At 70.9% G+C, this 18788-nt stretch carries 18 protein-coding genes; 9 read left to right on the top strand and 9 right to left on the bottom strand.

Features of this window, described 5'->3' with window-relative positions:
- Nucleotides 1–167: NAD(P)-binding domain-containing protein (locus J2S22_RS17875; protein WP_307155856.1), on the bottom strand; the 167-nt coding region annotated here is incomplete at its 3' end.
- A 137-nt stretch (nt 168–304) separates the two neighbouring features.
- Between J2S22_RS17875 and J2S22_RS17880 the strand changes: the two genes are divergently transcribed.
- Entirely contained in the window at nt 305–1405 is a 1101-nt protein-coding gene (locus J2S22_RS17880) for a glycosyltransferase (protein ID WP_272775078.1), read from the top strand.
- Between the two features lie 146 nt (nt 1406–1551).
- Here J2S22_RS17880 and tolA read toward each other — a convergent pair whose 3' ends face one another.
- From tolA to J2S22_RS17915, 7 genes are all read right to left on the bottom strand, one after another.
- Entirely contained in the window at nt 1552–2373 is an 822-nt protein-coding gene (gene tolA / locus J2S22_RS17885) for a cell envelope integrity protein TolA (RefSeq protein ID WP_272775077.1), read from the bottom strand.
- 154 nt (nt 2374–2527) lie between these two features.
- Nucleotides 2528–2920 (bottom strand): VOC family protein, encoded by a 393-nt coding sequence (locus J2S22_RS17890; protein ID WP_272775076.1) that lies wholly within the window; start codon nt 2918–2920, stop codon nt 2528–2530.
- 203 nt (nt 2921–3123) lie between these two features.
- Complete coding sequence (rpoN, locus tag J2S22_RS17895; protein WP_272775075.1) at nt 3124–4674, bottom strand: RNA polymerase factor sigma-54; 1551 nt, start codon at nt 4672–4674, stop codon at nt 3124–3126.
- Nucleotides 4675–4948: 274 nt separating this feature from the next.
- Entirely contained in the window at nt 4949–5935 is a 987-nt protein-coding gene (gene lptB, locus J2S22_RS17900; RefSeq protein WP_370878219.1) for an LPS export ABC transporter ATP-binding protein, read from the bottom strand.
- A gap of 107 nt (nt 5936–6042) precedes the next feature.
- Nucleotides 6043–6789 carry an LptA/OstA family protein gene (locus J2S22_RS17905; protein ID WP_272775073.1) on the bottom strand — a complete coding sequence of 249 codons (747 nt, stop codon included), beginning with the start codon at nt 6787–6789 and terminating at the stop codon, nt 6043–6045.
- Nucleotides 6786–7583 carry an LPS export ABC transporter periplasmic protein LptC gene (gene lptC, locus J2S22_RS17910; protein ID WP_272775072.1) on the bottom strand — a complete coding sequence of 266 codons (798 nt, stop codon included), beginning with the start codon at nt 7581–7583 and terminating at the stop codon, nt 6786–6788. The genes J2S22_RS17905 and lptC overlap by 4 nt, the downstream gene beginning before the upstream one ends.
- A gap of 98 nt (nt 7584–7681) precedes the next feature.
- Entirely contained in the window at nt 7682–8296 is a 615-nt protein-coding gene (locus J2S22_RS17915) for a ribonuclease D (protein ID WP_272775071.1), read from the bottom strand.
- A 387-nt stretch (nt 8297–8683) separates the two neighbouring features.
- Between J2S22_RS17915 and J2S22_RS17920 the strand changes: the two genes are divergently transcribed.
- Complete coding sequence (locus J2S22_RS17920; RefSeq protein WP_272775070.1) at nt 8684–9403, top strand: septal ring lytic transglycosylase RlpA family protein; 720 nt, start codon at nt 8684–8686, stop codon at nt 9401–9403.
- 31 nt (nt 9404–9434) lie between these two features.
- On the opposite strand, the gene J2S22_RS17925 is transcribed toward J2S22_RS17920, so the two are convergent.
- Nucleotides 9435–10373 carry a LysR family transcriptional regulator gene (locus J2S22_RS17925; protein ID WP_272775069.1) on the bottom strand — a complete coding sequence of 313 codons (939 nt, stop codon included), beginning with the start codon at nt 10371–10373 and terminating at the stop codon, nt 9435–9437.
- A gap of 658 nt (nt 10374–11031) precedes the next feature.
- On the opposite strand from J2S22_RS17925, the gene J2S22_RS17930 reads away from it, so the two are divergent.
- The 7 genes from J2S22_RS17930 to J2S22_RS17960 all read left to right on the top strand — a co-directional run bounded on the left by J2S22_RS17930 (nt 11032) and on the right by J2S22_RS17960 (nt 18603).
- Nucleotides 11032–11928 (top strand): fumarylacetoacetate hydrolase family protein, encoded by an 897-nt coding sequence (locus tag J2S22_RS17930; protein ID WP_272775068.1) that lies wholly within the window; start codon nt 11032–11034, stop codon nt 11926–11928.
- 9 nt (nt 11929–11937) lie between these two features.
- Nucleotides 11938–13116 (top strand): LeuA family protein, encoded by a 1179-nt coding sequence (locus J2S22_RS17935; RefSeq protein WP_272775067.1) that lies wholly within the window; start codon nt 11938–11940, stop codon nt 13114–13116.
- A gap of 85 nt (nt 13117–13201) precedes the next feature.
- Nucleotides 13202–13972 (top strand): SDR family NAD(P)-dependent oxidoreductase, encoded by a 771-nt coding sequence (locus J2S22_RS17940; RefSeq protein WP_272775066.1) that lies wholly within the window; start codon nt 13202–13204, stop codon nt 13970–13972.
- A gap of 131 nt (nt 13973–14103) precedes the next feature.
- Nucleotides 14104–14904 (top strand): crotonase/enoyl-CoA hydratase family protein, encoded by an 801-nt coding sequence (locus J2S22_RS17945; protein WP_272775065.1) that lies wholly within the window; start codon nt 14104–14106, stop codon nt 14902–14904.
- A gap of 19 nt (nt 14905–14923) precedes the next feature.
- Complete coding sequence (locus J2S22_RS17950; RefSeq protein ID WP_272775064.1) at nt 14924–15706, top strand: enoyl-CoA hydratase-related protein; 783 nt, start codon at nt 14924–14926, stop codon at nt 15704–15706.
- A gap of 108 nt (nt 15707–15814) precedes the next feature.
- Nucleotides 15815–17146, top strand: a complete 1332-nt coding sequence (locus tag J2S22_RS17955; RefSeq protein ID WP_272775063.1) for an MFS transporter — start codon at nt 15815–15817, stop codon at nt 17144–17146.
- Between the two features lie 119 nt (nt 17147–17265).
- Nucleotides 17266–18603 carry a 3-hydroxyacyl-CoA dehydrogenase gene (locus tag J2S22_RS17960; RefSeq protein WP_272775062.1) on the top strand — a complete coding sequence of 446 codons (1338 nt, stop codon included), beginning with the start codon at nt 17266–17268 and terminating at the stop codon, nt 18601–18603.
- Nucleotides 18604–18788 lie beyond the last annotated feature (185 nt).

An 18788-nucleotide genomic window follows, 5' to 3' on the forward strand; every position in this document is an offset into this window, starting at 1 on the left:
GACGGCTTGTCGACGATCTTGCCGCCATAGGCCGCCAGCGGCTCCGCCTTCGACCGCGTCCGGTTCCAGATCGACACGTCGTGCCCGGACTTCACCAGCCGCTCGGCCATCGCGTAGCCCATGCGGCCCATGCCGATCCAGCCCACCTTCGGCGTGTTCTGCGACATCCTCGTGCTCTCCTCGTTGCGCCGGTGCGTGTTTTCGGAAGACGGAGGTTTGGGGGACGCCGGCGCTTGCGGTATCACACCGGTCCCGGCGCCCAGACGCAAGCGCCCCCACCGCCGAGCACATCGTCGAGACCCGCATGGCCGAGATCATCATCGCCGACACGACGCGGCAGTACGACGGGACGCATCTCGAGACGCAGCCGCTCGGCGGCACCGAGTCGTCGGTCATTCGCCTGGCGCGCGAGCTGGCGCGCCGCCGCCACGCCGTGACGGTCTACACCAACTGCACGACGCCGGTGGAGGACCACGGCGTGACGTGGCGGCCGATCGCCGGCGCCCGGCCGGAGACCTGCGACCTTTACGTCGCCTGCCAGCATCCCCGTCTCCTGCGCTTCGTGCGGAAGCCCGGGCGGCGCGCCATCTGGGTGCTGTGGCAGCCCAACCATCTCAAGCACTACAAGCAGCTCGGCCGGGTCTGGTGGTACCGGCCCGTGCCGGTGCTGCAGAGCCTGCACCAGGTGAACATCTGGTCGCCGGTGCTGCCGCGGCGCGATCCGCAGATCCTCATCCCGCTCGGCCTGCCCGAGGACGTGCGCGGACACGCGCCGCTCGCCGCGCCGCCGCCGCGCCGCGCCATCTTCGCCTCCAACCCGCAGCGCAACCTCAGGCGGCTCGTCGAGATCTGGGCCGAGAAGGTGCTGCCCCGCGTGCCCGACGCGGTGCTCGACGTCTACGGCGTGCACGACATGCCGCCCGGCACCGATGCCTGGGACGTGTGGTCGGGCTCGCTGCTGCCGGCGAACCAGCCGGAAGCGGTGCGCGCCTCGGTGCGGGTGCATCCGACCGCCACCCGCGAGGGTCTGATCGCGGCGATGCGCGGCTCGCGCGTGCTGGTCTATCTCGGCCACAAGGTCGAGGCGTTCTGCCTCGCGGTCGCCGAGGCGCAGGCGCTCGGCGTGCCGGCCGTGGTGGCGCCGGTCGCCGCCGTGCCGGAGCGGGTGCTCGACGGCATCACCGGCTTCCACGAGGCCGACCCCGACCGCTTCGCCGAGCGCACCGTCGCGCTCCTCACCGACGATGCCCTGTGGCGAAGCCAGCACGAGGCGGCGATCCGCCACCAGCAGGGCATCTCGTGGAACGAATATGCCGGCCGTTTCGAGGCCGCCCTGCTCGCCGACCGGTTTCCGATCACCCGCTCGGTGCTCGCCGTGCCGCCGGGAGCGGACGAAGCGGGTTGAAACGCCGTCAGTCCGGGGCGCGGGCGGCACGCCTGCGAGCCCGGACTCCATTTCCCGGTGCCGGTGGCTCACGACAGACCGGGCGTATGGGTCCCGAAACCGGCGCTTAAGCGCCGCCCCGGGACGACGACCGCGTCCGGTTCGGCCTACAGCTTCGGCAATCCGGTCAGTCCCGCGGGCGAGAAGGCGAGGTCGAGGAGCTTCCACTCCTGGTACTTCGCGGCCGGCAGCAGGCCGACCGGCTGGCAGCGGGCGAGTGCCGCCATGGCGGTCTGCATCAGCACGGCGCCCTTGGGCGAGGCGCTGGCGGCGAGGAGCGTCGGCTCGCCGGCGAGCGCGCCGCTCGGCGCGAGGGCGACGCGCAGCACCACCGAGAGCCGGGCCGGCGCGTCGGCGAGCGCCGCGGGCGGCTGCCAGCAGGCGCGCAGATGCGCCTTGAAGGCGGCGATCTCGCGATCGGTCAGCTTCGCCTTGCGCTCGGTGGTCTCGTAGCCGATCGAGACGTTCATCAGCGGCGAGTCGTACCAGCTCGATGCGCCTTCGCCCTCCGCGGGCTCGGTGGCGGCCGCACCGGTCGGCGACGGGTCGGCCGAGGCGAGCTGCGGGCCCGGCCGGTCCGCCGTCTCGGGTGCGGTCGCCGCGGCGGCCGCCGGCTCCGCGGGCGGCGCGCTCGCCTGCTGCTGCGGCTCCGAGCGGGCCGGCTGCGGCGCCGGAGTCTCCACGGCAGCCGGGCTCTGGGCCGCCTCCTGGGCGGGTGGCTCCGCCTGGGCCTGCTGCTGCGGCTCGGCCGGCTTGTCCGGCTCGGCGGCGGCCTCGGCCTCCTTCGGCCGCTCCGGTATCTCGTCGGGGCGGACCAGCTCGACCGCGATAGGCGTGTTCGCCGCGGCGAAGGGCGGGCGCACCTGCAGGGCCGCCAGCCCCCACAGGAGGGCGTGCACCATCACCGAGATGGCGAGCGCGAGGCGCACCGTCGTCCGCTCCGGGTTCGGGGTTCGGGCCGGCCGTCGCGGGCCGGCCGCCCACTGTGGAGCGTGTCTGGCCGGTTCGCATGGCCAAGTCGTGGCCGGCGTGACGATTTCGCTTCACCTGTGGCCCGGCTGCAAGGCTGGCGCGGCCGGGCGCCTATTCGGGCCGGTGGCAGACGCAGCAGAGCTTGTTGCCCTCGGGGTCGCGGCCGTAGGCGCCGTAGAAATTCGCGTGGAAGTGGGGCCGCAGGCCCGGCGCGCCCTCGTCGCTGCCGCCATGGGCGAGAAGCGCCGCGTGGAACGCGTCGACGGCGGCCCGCGTCGGCGCCTCGAATGCCACCATGCAGCCGTTGCCGACCGTGGGGGGCTGGCGGTTCTGCGGCCGCAGCACCCAGAACGGCGGCTCGATTCCGCGAAAGCCCTCCGGCGCGTAGCCGGCGCCGACCTTGAACGTCTTCGCCCGGGCGATCCCGAGCGTCGCCAGCACGGCGTCGTAGAAGCGGGTCGCGCGCTCGACGTCGGCGGTGCCGACCGTGACATGGCTGAGCATTCACTGGACTCCCGGCAGGTCTGTCTGCCGCAGAGCCTAGCCGGACCGGCGGCGCGCGGACAGCGTACGCCGGGACCTTGTTTGCGACCGATTAGCCCCACGCCTGCTCGTCCCCGCGAAAGCGGGACCCAAGGCGTCTTGCCGTGTCGTTCGCGGGGCCCCGCCTTGGCCGGGACGAGCGGACCGCCAGAACCGGCCTGTGCTCAAACCGTCGCGGCCTTCATCTGCTTGTCGCGGCGGCGCTGGACCGAGGAGGGGATGCGCATCGCCTCGCGGTACTTGGCGACGGTGCGCCGCGCGATGTCGATGCCGGCCTCGCGCAGCTTCTCGACGATGGTGTCGTCGGAGAGCACGTCGTTCGGCGTCTCGGCGTCGATCAGCTGCTTGATGCGGTGGCGCACCGCCTCGGCCGAATGGGCCTCGCCGCCGTCCGAGGCGGCGATCGACGAGGTGAAGAAGTATTTCAGCTCGAAGGTGCCACGCTGGGTCGCCATGTACTTGTTGGCGGTGACGCGCGACACCGTCGACTCGTGCATCCCGATGGCGTCGGCGACGGTCTTGAGGTTGAGGGGCCGCAGGTGCTCGACCCCGTGGGTCAGGAAGGCGTCCTGCTGGCGGACGATCTCGCTCGCCACCTTGAGGATCGTCTTGGCCCGCTGGTCGAGCGCCCGCACCAGCCAGGCGGCGCTCTGCAGGCAGTCGGACAGGTAGGTCTTCTCGGTGTCCTTCCGGGCCCGGCCCGCGACGCGCGCGTAATAGGTCTGGTTGACCAGCACCTTGGGCAGCGTGTCGGAGTTCAGCTCGACGATCCAGGTGCCGTCCGGCGCCTGCCGCACGAACACGTCGGGCACCACCGGCTGCACCGTGGTGGTGCCGAAGCGCAGGCCGGGCTTGGGATCGAGCCGGCGGATCTCGGCGATCATGTCGGCGATGTCCTCGTCCGACACCCCGCATTTGCGCTTGAGGGCGGCGACGTCGCGCTTCGCCAGCAGGTCGAGATTGGCGACCAGCGCCTGCATGGCGGGGTCGAAGCGGTCGTTCTCGCGCAGCTGGATCGCCAGGCACTCGGCGAGATTGCGGGCGCAGATCCCGGACGGGTTGAAGGTCTGCAGCACGGCCAGCACCGCCTCGACCTTCTCGGGCGGGCAGCCGAGCTTCTCGGCCACCTCGGCGGGGTCGCCGGCGAGGTAGCCGGACTCGTTGACCATGTCGAGCAGGTACTGGCCGATCAGCCGATCGACCGGGTCGGTCACGGCGAGGGCGAGCTGCTCGGCCAGATGGTCGGCCAGCGTCGTCTCGGCCGCCACGAAGGCCTCGAGATTGTAGTCGTCGTCGTCGCGGCCGCCGGAGCCGACCGCCGACCATTCCGAGTAGCCGGCCGGGCGCTCCTCGGCGAGGCGCGACAGGCCGGGGCCGGACTCGTCGGGAAAGACGTTCTCGAGGTCGGTGCCGAGCCGGTCCTCGATCGAGGCGCGGCTGGTGTCGGCGGTGTCCGCCATCCACTCCTCGGCGGCGTCGCGCGGGGCGGCCGGCGGCTCGGCCCCGGGCGGGGCCGCGTCGGCGCCGTTCGGCTCCGGTGCGCCCGGCTCGTCGCCGCTGTCGCGCTCCAGCAGCGGATTGCGCTCCAGCTCCCCCTCGACATAGGCCGAGAGGTCGAGATGAGAGAGCTGCAGCAGCTTGATGGCCTGCAGCAGCTGGGGGGTCATCACCAGCGACTGGGTCTGTCGAAGCTGCAGCCGTTGCGAAAGCGCCATGGAAACCCCGGAACTTGGTCCGGTTCTTGCTTATCGAGTTTGTCGTCTCCTGTACATCCGAATCTTTGCGGGGTTTTTCGGTTTGTCGGCGCGGACCCGACGGACGGGCCGGGGGGCTTTCAGGAGACGCCGCATGGGGGCGATCGGCGACTCCGGGATCACGATATCGTGATCGACAAGCCGCAAGCTCTGGAAATACAGGCGATTGTCGGGCGAAGGGGGCGTGCGTGCCCGAAGCGACTCCGGCGGTCCCGGCGCCGACCGGCGGGCCTGCCTACATGCGGAAGCTCTCGCCGAGATAGAGGCGGCGCACGTCGGGATTGTTGACGATGTCCTCGGTGGCGCCCTCGGTCAGCACCTCGCCCGAGTAGATGATGTAGGCGCGGTCGGTCAGGCCCAGCGTCTCGCGGACATTGTGGTCGGTGATCAGCACCCCGATGCCGCGCTGGGTCAGATGGCGGACCAGCGCCTGGATGTCGCCGACCGCGATCGGGTCGATGCCGGCGAACGGCTCGTCGAGCAGCATGTAGCTCGGCCGGCTGGCCAGCGCCCGGGCGATCTCGACGCGGCGGCGCTCGCCGCCCGACAAGGCGATCGACGGCGATTTCCGCAGCCGGGTGATGTTGAACTCCTCGAGCAGGGAGTCGAGATCCTGCTCGCGGCGCTTCTTGTTGGGCTCGACGATCTCCAGCACGGCCCGGATGTTGTCCTCGACGTTGAGGCCGCGGAAGATCGACGGCTCCTGCGCCAGATAGCCGATGCCGAGACGGGCCCGCTGGTACATGGGCAGGGCGGTGACGTCGTAGCCGTCGAGCTCGATGCGGCCGCGGTCCGCCTTGATCAGCCCGGTGATCATGTAGAACACCGTCGTCTTGCCGGCGCCGTTGGGGCCGAGCAGGCCGACCGCCTCGCCGCGCCGGACATAGAGGCTGACGCCCTTCACCACCTTGCGGCCGACGAAGGTCTTCTCCACCCCGTGGATGGCGAGATAGCCGTGCGCGGCCGCCTGCCGGGCCTGCTGGTCGTGCCAGCGGGCCTCCTCCTCGTCATAGGCGTGCGCGTGACCGTCGTGGCGGGTGTCCAGGCTCATGGGTGCGGATCCGGTCGGGATCGGCTCGTCGTTCCAGCCGGCGCCCGCGATGTCCCGCCCCCGCTGCTTCGGGGGACGGGGTTTGAATCTGCCAAAGAAACCGGCCACGCGCGCCTCGACGCCTCCGAGCCCATCAGGACGGGATCCGGCTGCGGATCCGGGCCGGACCATAGCGGGTTGCGCGGCCCGGGCAAACGCGGCCGCCGCGGGGCGGGCCGCGACCCGGGCAGGCTCGATCGGAGGAGGCTGGAACGCAACGCCCGGACCGCCGCTGTCGCCTAGTACAGGCCGCCGGTCGGGCTGCCGGCCCCGGACCGCGGCCGCGCCGGCTCGCGGGCGGCGTCGCGGCTGCCGCCGCCCGGCCCTGGCCCGCCGCCATTGCCGCCGTCCTGGCGGTTCTGGCTGCCCGGCATCAGCACGGCCCGCACCCGGCACTGGCTGCCCGTATTGCCGCATTCGACGCGCGACACCCCGGTGGTCATGTCGACCACCAGCCGGTCGCCCTTCACGGCGTTCGGCCCCTGCGAGATGACGACGTTGCCGATCAGCGTCACGGTGTTGCTCTTCATGTCGAAGATGCCGTTGTCGCCGACCGCCACCTGGTCCTTCTGCGACACGACGACGTCGCCGCGCGCCTCGATGCGCTTGATCTGCTGCGAGCCGCCGCCTCCCGCCATGGCGTTGGTGCTGGCGGGCTTGGCCTTGGGGTCGGGCTTGCCGTCCTGCTTGGCGTCGGGCTCGTAGAACACCACCAGGCTGCGGCATTTGAGGGTGACGTCGCCCTGCACCAGATGGACGTCGCCCGCGAAGGTGGCGGTCTTCTCCTTGTCGCGCACCTCCAGCGAGGCGGACTCGATCCGCACCGGCTTGTCGCGGTTCTGGGCGAAGCCCTGCAGGGCGTTCGGCGTGTTGGAGCCGCCGCTCGGCTGCGCCGCCGCCGGGGCGGCGAGAAGCACCGTGGCGACCAGGCCGGCCGCGAGGGCCGCCGCGGCGGTGCTGCGGTATCGTGAACGATGCGGCGTCATCGTTGCCCCGCTCCCGCCCGTGCGGCCCCGCCCGGCGGGCTGCCCGCGGCGTCGCCGGAGCCGATCGTCGCGAGGTCGGCGCCGATGTTGAGGGTGGTCAGCACGCCCTTGCTGAACCGCACCACCGAACCGCCGTCCGAGATGTCGAGCCGGTTGGCGTCGACGGTGCCGTTGGGAATACGAACCGCCACCGGCTGCTCGGAGACGATGGTGCCCTTCTTCACGTCGAGCACGGCCTCCTGCAGCCGGGCCTCGAAGCCCTTGCCGGTGCGCACCAGGATGTTCTCGGTCAGCTTCAGGTTGTCCTGCTTGGTGTCGTAGAGGCCGTTGACGGCCGTTACCGTGATGGCGCCCTGGTCGTCGGTCTGCACCTGCGCCTTGAGCTCCTTGAGCTCGAGCAGGCTGGGCTTGGTGAGGTCCTGCGAGGCGGCCTGGGCGGTCAGCTCGTAGGGCTTCTGGTCGGCGGTGAAGCCGGCGAGCCGCGGCAGCTCCATGGTGATCTTGGTGCCGCTGACGACGAGCTTGCCGGGATCGATCTGCGCCTCGATCGGCTGGAACGGATTGAAGAACACGGCCACCACGAGCACCCCGCCGACCGCCACGATGCCGGCCGGGATGGCGATCCGCATGATCCGGATGAAGCGGCTGTGCCGCCGCGCCTTGCGGAACCGGCGGTCGCTGTCGTTCGCCGGCAGCAGCCGCGCGCGGGAGTCCTCGCGCGCACCGGCGTCGCGCCGTGTCGTGTCGCGTCGCGGGGCCTCTCGGTATGCGGGCGCGGCGGTCAGGTGGTTCATCCCCAGCGTCTGGCTCCGGAACCGAACGTCCCTCGCCGGGCGCTCACGGCCCGCCAAGGTCGCCTTCGAATATGGCCGTCCCGCGGCGGCAGCGGATCTCACGAATGGGCGAAGATGTCCTCGTCCGCCCAGCCGGCGAGGTCGAGGGTCGCCCGCACCGGCAGGAACGCGAAGCACGCCGCCGCCAGCGGGGTCCGGCCTTCGCGCGCCAGCATCTCCTCGAGCCGGGCCTTGAGGGCATGGAGATGCAGGACGTCCGAGGCCGCGTAGGCGATCTGGGCCTCGGTGAGTTCGGTCGCGCCCCAGTCGGACGATTGCTGCTGCTTCGACACGTCGATGCCCAGCACCTCCTTGGTCAGATCCTTCAGGCCGTGCCGGTCCGTGTAGGTGCGGGTCAGCCGCGAGGCGATCTTGGTGCACCAGACCGGGCCCGGCATCACCCCGAAGGTCTTGTAGAGCACGGCGAGGTCGAAGCGGGCGAAGTGGAAGATCTTCAGCCGCGACGGATCGGCGAGCAGCGCCTCGAGGTTGGGGGCCCGCGGGTTGTCGCGCGGGATCTGGACCACGTCGGCGGAGCCGTCGCCGGGCGAGAGCTGGACGACGCACAGGCGGTCGCGCCCCGGCTGCAGACCCATGGTCTCGGTGTCGATGGCGACCGCCCCGGTGTAGCGCGCGAGGTCGGGCAGGTCGCCGCGGTGCAGGCGGATGGTCATGGTTGCCGTCGCAGCAGTCTGGTCGCGAGAGGTGCGCTCGTCGCGGGTGCGGTGGACGCGCTCGCGCACGTCGACCCGAAAGATGGCGCGCTCGCGCGCGCCGCGGGGTTCGGCCGGAACGCCCGAACGGGCCGGCGCGGTCCCCGCGCCGCCGGCCCAATCGTCTGACGAACAAGCGTTTTCAGCCTCAATTCGGCCACCTGTGTAGCACACGCTCGGCGATGGTCAACGGCGCGCGAGTACCGATGCGCCGACGCCACGGGGGTGCGGCCGCGGTCCGGCCGCAGGGGACCGGCCGGTTCGGCCGGTCACGTCGAACGGGGAACCGGCCCGACGGGCCGGTCGGGGGACGGGACCATGCGCGCGTCTGCGTTGCATCGATTGCCATTGCATGCACTTCCGCGTGTATCGCCGGCACGGGAGCCCCGCTGGCGGGCCCCGCTGGTCTGGGCACTCGGCTGGGCCGGCCTCTGGGCCGGGCTGGCCGGCGATCCGCTGCCCGCGGCGGCCACCGAATCCGACATCGAGCGGACGCGAACCCGGATCGCCGCGGCGATGCCGGACGGCACCGTTCCGGTGCCGCGGCCGCGGCCGGCCGCCGCCGGGCCGGCGCCGGCGACGCCGCTCCCGCAGACCGCCGCCCCGGTGCCACCGCCCCCCCGCCCGGCGGTCCAGCCGGCCCGGCCGATCCTGGCCTCGGCCGAGGCGGTCCCGCTGCCCGAGGCCGCCGCGACGCCCGAGCCCGTGTCGGCCGGACCGAGGCTGGCGTCCCTGACGCCGCCCTCGGTGCCGCTGCCGCGGGTCCGTCCGACGGCCCCGGCGGGCGGTTCGGTGTGCGGCGAGGGCAAGCCGATCCGCTCGGCCTTCTACTGGCAGGGCACCAGGACGGCGAGCGGCCAGCGCTTCGATCCGGACGGCTACACGGCGGCGCACCGCACCCTGCCGTTCGGCACCAGGCTGACGGTCAAGAACCCGCGCACCGGCCGCTCGGTCGAGGTGGTGGTCAACGACCGCGGCCCGTTCACCAAGGGGCTCAATCTCGACATCAGCCGCGGCGCCGCCCGCGCCATCGGCTTCACCGGGGTCGGTACCGTCTGCCTGATGTGAGGCGGCCCGGCCGCCGCGGTGCCGCGCCGGCTCAGGGGGCGGCGAGATCGGAGGCGCGGATGTCCGTCTCCTCCTGCGCCAGGGTGCGCAGGATCTTGGCGAAGCGGGCGGCGATCGGCGACAGCTTCTCGCCGCGCCGCCAGATCAGCCCGACCGGCCGCAGCGGCCCCAGGCCCTCCAGCGGGATCACCCGCAGGCGGCCGGCCGCCGCCTCGACCTCGACCAGCCGGGGCGAGATGATCGACACGCAGCCGGCCCGCATCACCATCGACTTGATGGCCAGGATCGAGTTGGTCGAGATGCCGCGGTCCGGCCAGTCGAAGCCGGACGACATGAAGACCTGCTCCATCTGCTGACGGAACGCGCTGCCGCCGGCCGGCAGCACCCACTGCACGTCCTTGAGGTCGGAGAGCCGCACCGTGCCGCGCGACGCCAGCGGGTGGTCGGGCGCCGTGATCAGCGACCAGTCCACCTCGAACAGCGCCTCCTCCTCGATGTCGGGGAAGTGGGTCGCGATGCCGAGCCGGCGGACCAGCAGGTCGAGCTGGCGGGTCCGCAGCATCTCGGTGATCTCGTGGTCGAGGCCGTCGACGATCGAGATGCCGATATTGGGGCTCTCGCGCAGCAGCGCCTCGATGCAGCGCGGCACCAGCTGGACGGCGCTGACCGGCGTGATGCCGATGGCCAGCGTGCCCTCGAGCCCGAGCGAGCGCATGCGGATCTCCTCGCCGGCGCGGCCGAGCAGCGATTCGAGCGCCTGGGCGTAGAACACCAGCGCGTCGCCGAAGTCGTTGAGCCGCGCCCCCTGGCGGCCGCGCTCCAGCACCTTGACGCCGACCTCGCGCTCCAGGAGCGCGATGCTCTGCGACAGCGCCGGCTGCGACATGTTGACGGCTTCGGCCGCTCCGCTGATCGAGCCGTGCCGCGCCACGGCCAACAGTTCGAGAAGCCGGCGCGGTTCGATCTTCATCGCGGGGTCGATCCTGTCGGCGGCAGGGCCCGGGCCGCCCGATGACGGCGGAGCCTATACGCTTCGACCGCCCGGCGGAAGGCGAAGCCGGGTGGCCGGCCTTAATTCTCGGTTGTGGCTGCGCCGCTCCTTCGCGTGACAGCCGATGTGTCCCGCGGCCGCCGGCAGCCCAGCCGCGCCGGCTGTGCATGGATCGGTTCGGGCCGCGTCCGGCGCCCGCTTCGCGCCACGGCACCGACGGTCCGCCCGGCAGGCCGTCGCCGTGGTTGCCTCGAATCCGCGCAGATCCGCGAGATCGTCCTGAGTCGCAGGCCGATCCGGACCGGCCGGCGGGGCGCGCCGCGATCGACCGCTGCCGCATTTTGCGGCGGCGCCGAAAGCTCGGGTCGTGCGACGCCGCACGGCCCGTCCGGAGGGCGGCGACCGGACATAATCGGTCCCGATAGCGTTCCCAAAACTCCGTATTGGACCTTCGTCGCAGCGCGATCCTAATCTCCGCCCCGACGACGACCTCGAGCCCCCGGAGGTCGTGATCACGACAGCGACTCATCCGACCGATCGGTGCCCCACCGACGAGGGCCGCATCGCCGGCCGCCGCGACCACCCCCCGGTCGCGGGTCGGGGAGATACCGGAAACGCCTGCAGCAGGAGACGAGGCATGAAGCTAGCCACATTCAAGGTCGGGACCGAGGAACTGGTCGGCGCCGTCGACGGCAACGAGATCGTCGTGATCGACGTGCCGGACATGCGCACGCTGTTCGCGCTCGGCACGCCGGTCAAGGAGCAGGCCGAGAAGCGCCTGACCAAGCGCCGCTTCAAGCTCGCCGACGTCAAGCTGTGCGCGCCGATCCAGCCGAAGAAGATCTTCCATACCGCCGGCAACTACGCGGAGCACGCCCACGAGGGCGACCGCTCCAACTGGGTCGCCGCGATCAAGCCGTGGATCGTGTTCTTCCAGAACGTCGACGCCGTCATCGGTCCCGAGGACCCGGTCGTCTATCCGGAGCACCTGACGAAGTGCCTCGACTACGAGCTCGAGCTGTGCGTCGTCCTCGCCAAGCCGGGCAAGTTCTTCACCGAGAAGGAAGCGTCCGACTACATCGGCGGCTACGTGATCTTCAACGACATCACGGCGCGCGACATCCAGCGCCGCGAGATGGAGTCGGCGAACTTCTGCTTCTCGAAGTCGATCGACACGTTCTGCCCGTTCGGCCCGTGGATCGTGACGCCGGACGAGATTCCGGACCCGTACAATCTGAACCTCGAGCTGCGGGTGAACGGCGAGAAGCGCCAGATCTCCAACTCGAGCCATATGTCGGTGACGATCCCGCAGCTCCTCTCCAAGTTCTCGCCGCTCGGCTACAACGCCGGCGACATCCTCACCACCGGCACGGTGTCGGGCGTCGCGGCGTTCAGCGCCGATCCGGAGGCCTGGTACCTCAAGCCGGGCGACGTGATGGAGGCCGAGATCGAGAAGATCGGCGTGCTGCGCAACAAGGTGATCTCGTGGAAAGAGGCCTACGGGGTCGACGCGCCGGCGTGGCAGGGCTTCTGAGAGGGCGTCATGATCGATCGCACCAAGGTCTGGTCCGGCACGCTCAACGACGTCGCCCTCGCGGGCCGTCCGAAGCGCGCCGCCAAGTTCTACGACACCACGCTGCGTGACGGCGAGCAGGCGGTCGGCGCGGCCTTCGATCCCGAGCAGAAGCTCGAGATCGCCAGGATGGTCGACGGACTCGGCGTCGGCCGCATCGAGGCCGGCTTCCCGCGCGTCTCCGACGAGGACAAGGAGGCGATCCGGGCGATCGCCAAGGCCGGCCTGAAGGCCGAGGTGTGGGGCTTCTCCCGCGCCCTGGTCGACGACGTCGCCGCCGTGGTCGAGCTCGGCCTGAAGTACTGCGTCATCGAGGCGCCGATCTCCGATCCCAAGCTCGCCGCGCTCGAGGTCACCCGCGAGAAGGTGCTGGACCGGATCAGGAAGGCGGTGTCGTTCGCCACCGAGAACGGCATCCATGTCTGCTTCTTCGGCGTCGACTCGACGCGCGCCGATCTCGGCTTCTTCGAGCACGTCTACAAGGCGGCGCTCGACGTCGGCGCCAAGGAGATCGCGGTCGTCGACACGCTCGGCATCGCCACCCCCGAGGCGGTGACGTTCCTGATCGGCAAGGCGCGCGGCTGGGTCGGTCCTTCGGTGCCGATCCACTACCACGGCCACAACGACTTCGGCCTCGCCACGGCGAGCGCCGTGGCGGCGATCGACGCCGGCGCCTCGTGGATCCACGGGACCGTCGACGGCATCGGCGAGCGCGGCGGCAACGCCAACATCCCGGAGATCGCGCTGGCGCTGGAGCTGCTCTACGGCATCGACACCGGCATCGACCTCACCAAGGTCCGCAAGGCGTCGGAGCGGCTGCGGCAGATCGCCCGCTACGGCCTCGAGCCGTGGAAGCCGGTGGTCGGCGAGAACCTGTTCGTGCGCGAGACCGGCGCGGTGGCGGCCCAGTTCCACCTGCCGCACGCGATCGAGCCCTACGCGGCCTCGCTGCTCGACACGCCGCGCGGCATCGTGCTCGGCAAGAAGAGCGGCGCCGCCTCGATCACCCTCAAATGCGAGGAGCTCGGGCTGAAGACCGGGGAGGACAAGGTCCCGGTGCTGCTCGCCGAGGTGAAGAAGCTCGCCCTTCAGAAGCGCGGTCTGCTGACCGACGCGGAATTCGTCGAGATCGTGAAACGCCACGGCTGAGCCCCCGAACCTCGTGCAGACGAGACGACCCGGCCGCACGCGCGGCCGGGACCGGGGAGCTCACGCCTGAAGAAGGAAGACTGAGATGGGTCGTTTCCAGGACAAGAAGGCTCTCGTGACCGGCTCCGGCCGCGGCTTCGGTGCCGTGCTGGCGCTCGCCTTCGCGGACGAGGGCGCCGACGTCGTCGTCCACTACAACTCCTCCGCCAAGGGCGCCGAGGAGGTGGTGAAGCAGATCGAGGCGAAGGGCCGCAAGGCGATCGCCGTGAAGGGCGACATCGCCTCGCACGCCGACGTGCTGAAGATCGCCGAGACCTGCTTCGGGACGTTCGGCGGCTGCGACGTGCTGGTCAACAATGTCGGCGACATGGCGCTCGACCAGAAGTCCTGGCGCGAGTTCGACGAGAAGGTGATCGAGCACACGCTCAAGGTGGACATCATGGGCACCATGTTCATGATCCACGAGATCGGCTCGCGCATGCTCGACTCGGGCCGCGGCGGCACGATCGTCAACATCGGCTCGCAGGTGGTGATCGCCGGCAGCCCGCGCGCGCCGCAGTACGCGGCCGCCAAGTACGGCGTGATCGGTCTCACCAAGTCCTACGCCCGCGCGCTCGCGCCGCTGGTGCGGGTCAACACGCTCGGCGCCGCCTTCATGGAGACCGAGGCGCTGAAGAACCGCTACGACTGGAAGCACGGTCGCCGCGAGGAGGTTCTCAAGCAGACCCCCCTCGCCCGCATCGCCACCCCCGAGGACATGGTCGGCCCGACCCTGTTCCTGGCCGCCGACGACTCCAAGCACATGACCGGCCAGTTCCTGCTGGCCAATGGCGGCCTGGCGATGGTCGGCGCCTGAGCGGGGCACCGCATCGGGGGCGGGCCGCCGCGACCTCCCACGCGGCGACCCGCCGCCCCGATGCAACGAGGACGCGCGAAATCGGAGCGGGTACAGTGGACCAGGATACCGCATCGAGGAAAGGCGCGACCATGACGGCGACCCTGGACGTCTCCCGGAGCAATCACGTGATGCTCCTGAAGATCACCGACCCGAAGACCCGGAACGCCCTGTCGGGCGAGCGCTTCTACAAGGCGATCGAGGACGCGGTCCGCACCGCCAACGACGACCTCGACATCCGCTGCGTCATCGTCACCGGCGACGGCAAGGCGTTCTCGTCGGGCGGCAACGTGCAGGACATGCACGGCCGCAAGGGCATGTTCGGCGGCGAGCCGCAGCAGATCGCCGAGCAGTACCGGGCCGGCATCCAGCGCATCCCGATGGCGATGTGGAAGCTCGACGTGCCGGCGATCGCCGCCGTCAACGGCCCGGCGATCGGGGCGGGCTGCGACCTCGCCTGCATGTGCGACATCCGCATCGCCTCCGACCGGGCCGTCTTCGCCGAGAGCTTCGTCAAGGTCGGCATCGTGCCGGGCGACGGCGGCTCGTGGCTGCTGCCGCGCGCCATCGGCTACGCGCGGGCCGCCGAGATGGCCTTCACGGGCGACCCGATCGACGCCGACGAGGCGCGCGAGATCGGCCTCGTCTCCCGCGTGGTGCCGCACGACCAGCTGATGACGGTCGCCTTCGAGATCGCCGGGCGCATCGCCGCCAACCCCCCGCACGCGCTGCGCTGGACCAAGCGGCTGCTGCGCGAATCCCAGATCGCCCGCCTCGACACGGTGCTGGAGATGGCGGCCGCCTACCAAGCGCTGTCGCACCAGACCGAGGATCACGCCGAGGCGGTCGCGGCACTGCTGGAAAAGCGGCGGCCCGAGTTCAAGGGACGCTAGTCCGTACGGAGTGAATGGCATGACCGCCGGCCCGGAACACCCGCTGCTGCTGATCGACCGCCCGAGCGACGGCGTCGCGATCGTCCGCATCAACCGGCCGGAGGTGCGCAACGCCCTCAATCTGGCGTTGCGGCAGGCGCTCGCCGCGACCTTCCGGGACCTCGCGGCGGAGCCCGGCCTGCGCTGCATCGTGCTGACCGGCGACGACAAGGCGTTCTGCGCCGGCGCCGACCTGTCCGAATACGTCGATGCCGACCCGGTCGAGATCCTCGAGCGCGACATGGGCCGGCTGTGGGGCGCCATCGCCGACTGCCCGGTGCCGGTGATCGCCGCGGTCAGCGGCTTCGCGCTCGGCGGCGGCTGCGAGCTCGCCATGCACGCCGACATCATCGTGGCGGGCCGCTCGGCCAAGTTCGGCCAGCCCGAGGTGATGATCGGCATCACGCCGGGCGGCGGCGCCACCCAGCGGCTCACCCGCGCCGTCGGCAAGTTCAACGCCATGCGGCTGATGCTGACCGGCGAGATCGTCGACGCCGAGGAGGCCCGCGCGATCGGCCTGGTCAGCCGGCTGGTCGACGACGACGCCGTGATGGCGGAGGCGCTGCGCCTCGCCGGCCTGATCGTGTCGGCGGCGCCGATCGCGGTGCGAAAGACCAAGGAGCTGGTGCTGGAGAGCCAGAACGTGCCGCTCGACGCCGGCCTGCGCAGCGAGCGCGCGGCGTTCCAGCTCACCTTCGCCACCCGCGACAAGCACGACCGCATGCGGGCCTTCCTCGACCGCAAGAAGGGCCCGCGGCGATGAGAGACCGGGCACGTCCGCGCGACGTGCCGCCAACACAACAAGGGTGCAGGATCCGGAGGTCACGCCCGCTGCACGACCAATAACCGAACCCCCATCGGAGTAGATGCGATGTCACAGACAACCGCGACCGCGGACGGCGGAGCCTTGCCTGCCGCGGACGCCAAGACGACCCCGGCCTTTCGCCGGCTGGTGGTCGCGTCGTCGCTGGGCTCGGCGATCGAGCACTACGACTTCTTCATCTATGCGTTCACGGCGCCGCTGGTGTTCGACCACTTCTTCTTCCCGAAGATGGATTCGGTCGCCAGCATGATGGCCGTCTACGCCACTTTCGCGGTCGGCTTCGTGGCCCGGCCACTCGGCGGCATGGTGTTCGGCCACTACGGCGACAAGATCGGCCGCAAGGCCATGCTGATGATGACCTTCGTCATCATGGGCGTCGCCTCGTTCCTGATCGGTTGCCTGCCGCGCTACGACTCGGCCGGCCTGTTCGCGCCGATCGCCCTCGTGGTGCTGCGCTTCATGCAGGGCTTCGCGTTCGGCGGCGAGTACATGAACGCCGTGTCTCTGACGCTGGAGAACGCGCCGCAGAAGCGGCGCGGATTCTTCGCCTCCTGGGTGAACGCCTCCGGCCCCATCGGCATCATCGTCGCCTCCGGCCTGATCGCCATCCTGTCCGGAGTCTACGGCAAGGACAGCTTCATCGACTGGGTGTGGCGCATCCCGTTCCTGTTCAGCTTCGTGCTGGTGGTGATCGGCACCTACATCCGGCACTCGGTCGACGAGTCGCTGCTCCTCAAGAAGAAGCAGGGCGAGGCCGGCACCCAGAAGGCGCCGATCCTGGCGGCCCTGCGGTCGCACAAGAAGTCGATCGTGCTCGGCTGCCTGGCCAACATGGTCCACTCCTCGTTCCAGTACCTGTCGACCGTGTTCGTCATCGGCTATGCCGTGAAGACGCTCGGCATGTCGCCGGCCCAGGTCACGTCGGGCCCGATGTTCGCCAACATCGCCGAGATGCTGATGGTGCCGCTCATCGCCTTCTACAGCGACAGGTTCGGCCGCAAGCCGTTCATGATCCTGGGGGTCGTGCTGGCCATGATCTGGTTCCCGATCTTCTTCCAGATCCTCGCCATGAAGGACCCGATCCTCCTGATCGGCGGCCTGGTGATCTCCATCGGCCTCATCCACGGCCTGATGTTCGCCCCCGAGGCGGCCTTCACGGCGGAGCTGTTCCCGACCGAGATCCGGGTCTCCGGCTCGTCGCTCGGCAAGCAGTTCGGCATCATCTTCGGCGGCGGCATGGCGCCGCTGGTCGCGACCTGGCTGATGGGCCAGGCCGGCGGCAGCACCACGCCGGTGATCGTCTACTTCGAGGTGATCGCCGCCATGGCCTTCGTCGGCATGCTGCTGGCACCCGACAAGGCCAAGAAGGTCCTGGACTGAGAAGAAGCTGGACGAGCACGAAGACAGGGCGCAAACGCGCCGTGGAGCCGGGGCGTCCGCCCCGGCTCTTTCCCGAGACACTCCCGGCCGCCTGCGGCCGGCGAACCCGGACGACGACCATGAGCCAAGACATTCGACCGGCCGACATCAAATCCGTGGCGGTGATCGGCGGCGGCACCATGGGGAGCGGCATCGCCGCCGCCTGTGCGGCGGCCGGCCGCGACGTGCTGCTCCTGGAGGCGAACGAGGCGCTCGCCGAGAAGGCGAAGGCCCGCGTCGAGAGCCTGGCGGCCGACGACGCCGAGACGGCGCTGTTCCGCGACAAGGTCGCGGTCGGCACGCTGGCGACGGACGGCGCCCGGCTGGCCGCCGCCGACTGGATCTGCGAGGCCGTCATCGAGACGCTCGACGCCAAGAAGGCCGTGCTCGCGGCGATCGAGCCGCTGCGCCGCGACGGCTCGATCGTCACCACCAACACCTCCGGCATCCCGCTCTCCGCCATCGTCGCGGGCGAGCCCGAGCGGCTGAAGCGCGACATGCTGGTGACGCACTTCTTCAACCCGGTGCGGGTGATGCGGCTCCTGGAGATCGTCACCGGGCCCGACACCCGGGCCGATGCCCGCGAGACGCTCGGCGGCTTCCTGCGCGACGTCCTGAAGAAGGGCCTGGTCAGCGCCAAGGACACGCCGAACTTCATCGGCAACCGCATCGGCCTCTACTTCATCCTGTCGGGCCTGCATCTCGGGGCGCAGCACCGCGCCCGCGGCATGCGCATCGATCGCATCGACGCGCTGCTCGGGGCGCCGGTCGGGTTTCCGGGCACGGCGCTCTACGGCCTGGTCGACCTGATCGGTCTCGACGTCGTCTCGTCGATCGCGAAGAACCTCGCCGAGACGCTGCCCGAGGGCGACGCCGGCCGCGCCTTCGCGTCGCTGCCGGCCGCCGAGGCGGCGATGCTGGCGCGCGGGCAGCTCGGCCGCAAGAGCGGCGGCGGCTTCTATCGCATGCAGAAGGCGGCCGACGGCTCCAAGCTGAAGGAGGTCTTCGATCCCGAAGCCGCCGGCGGGGCCGGCAGCTGGGGACCGTCCTCGAAGATCGAGCTCGACGGGGACTCCGCCGCGCTGGAGACGCTGTTCTTCGCCGAGACCGCCGACGGCGCGCTGGTGCGCGACGTGCTCGGCGGCACGCTGCTCTACGCCGCGGATCTGGTGCCGGAGATCTCCGACGACATCGTCAATGTCGATCGCGCCATGCGCTGGGGCTTCAACTGGGCCAAGGGCCCGTTCGAGCTCCTCGACCGCATCGGGCCGCAGCGCGTGATCGACCGGCTCGCCGGCGAGGGCCGGCCGCTGCCCCGCATGCTCGCGGTGCTCCAGAAGGCCGGCACGGCGCGCTTCTACGACGGCGCGACCTGTCTCGGCACCGACGGGCGCATGCACCCGATGCCGGCCGAGTGAGCGCGGCGGGACGATCACGATGAAACGACCGTTCCCGGGGGATCAGCGGCCAGGGCCGGTGCGCAAGGCGCAGCGGTCCGAGCCGGGCAGCACGTCGCTCTATCTCGTGCTGATGCGGGCCGAGTCAGGCTCCCGTCGGTCGTCCGGCACCAGGAGCCGTGCAGGCGCCCGCATGGATCCGGTGC

The organism is Rhodoplanes tepidamans, from assembly GCF_030813915.1.
Lineage (GTDB): Bacteria > Pseudomonadota > Alphaproteobacteria > Rhizobiales > Xanthobacteraceae > Rhodoplanes > Rhodoplanes tepidamans.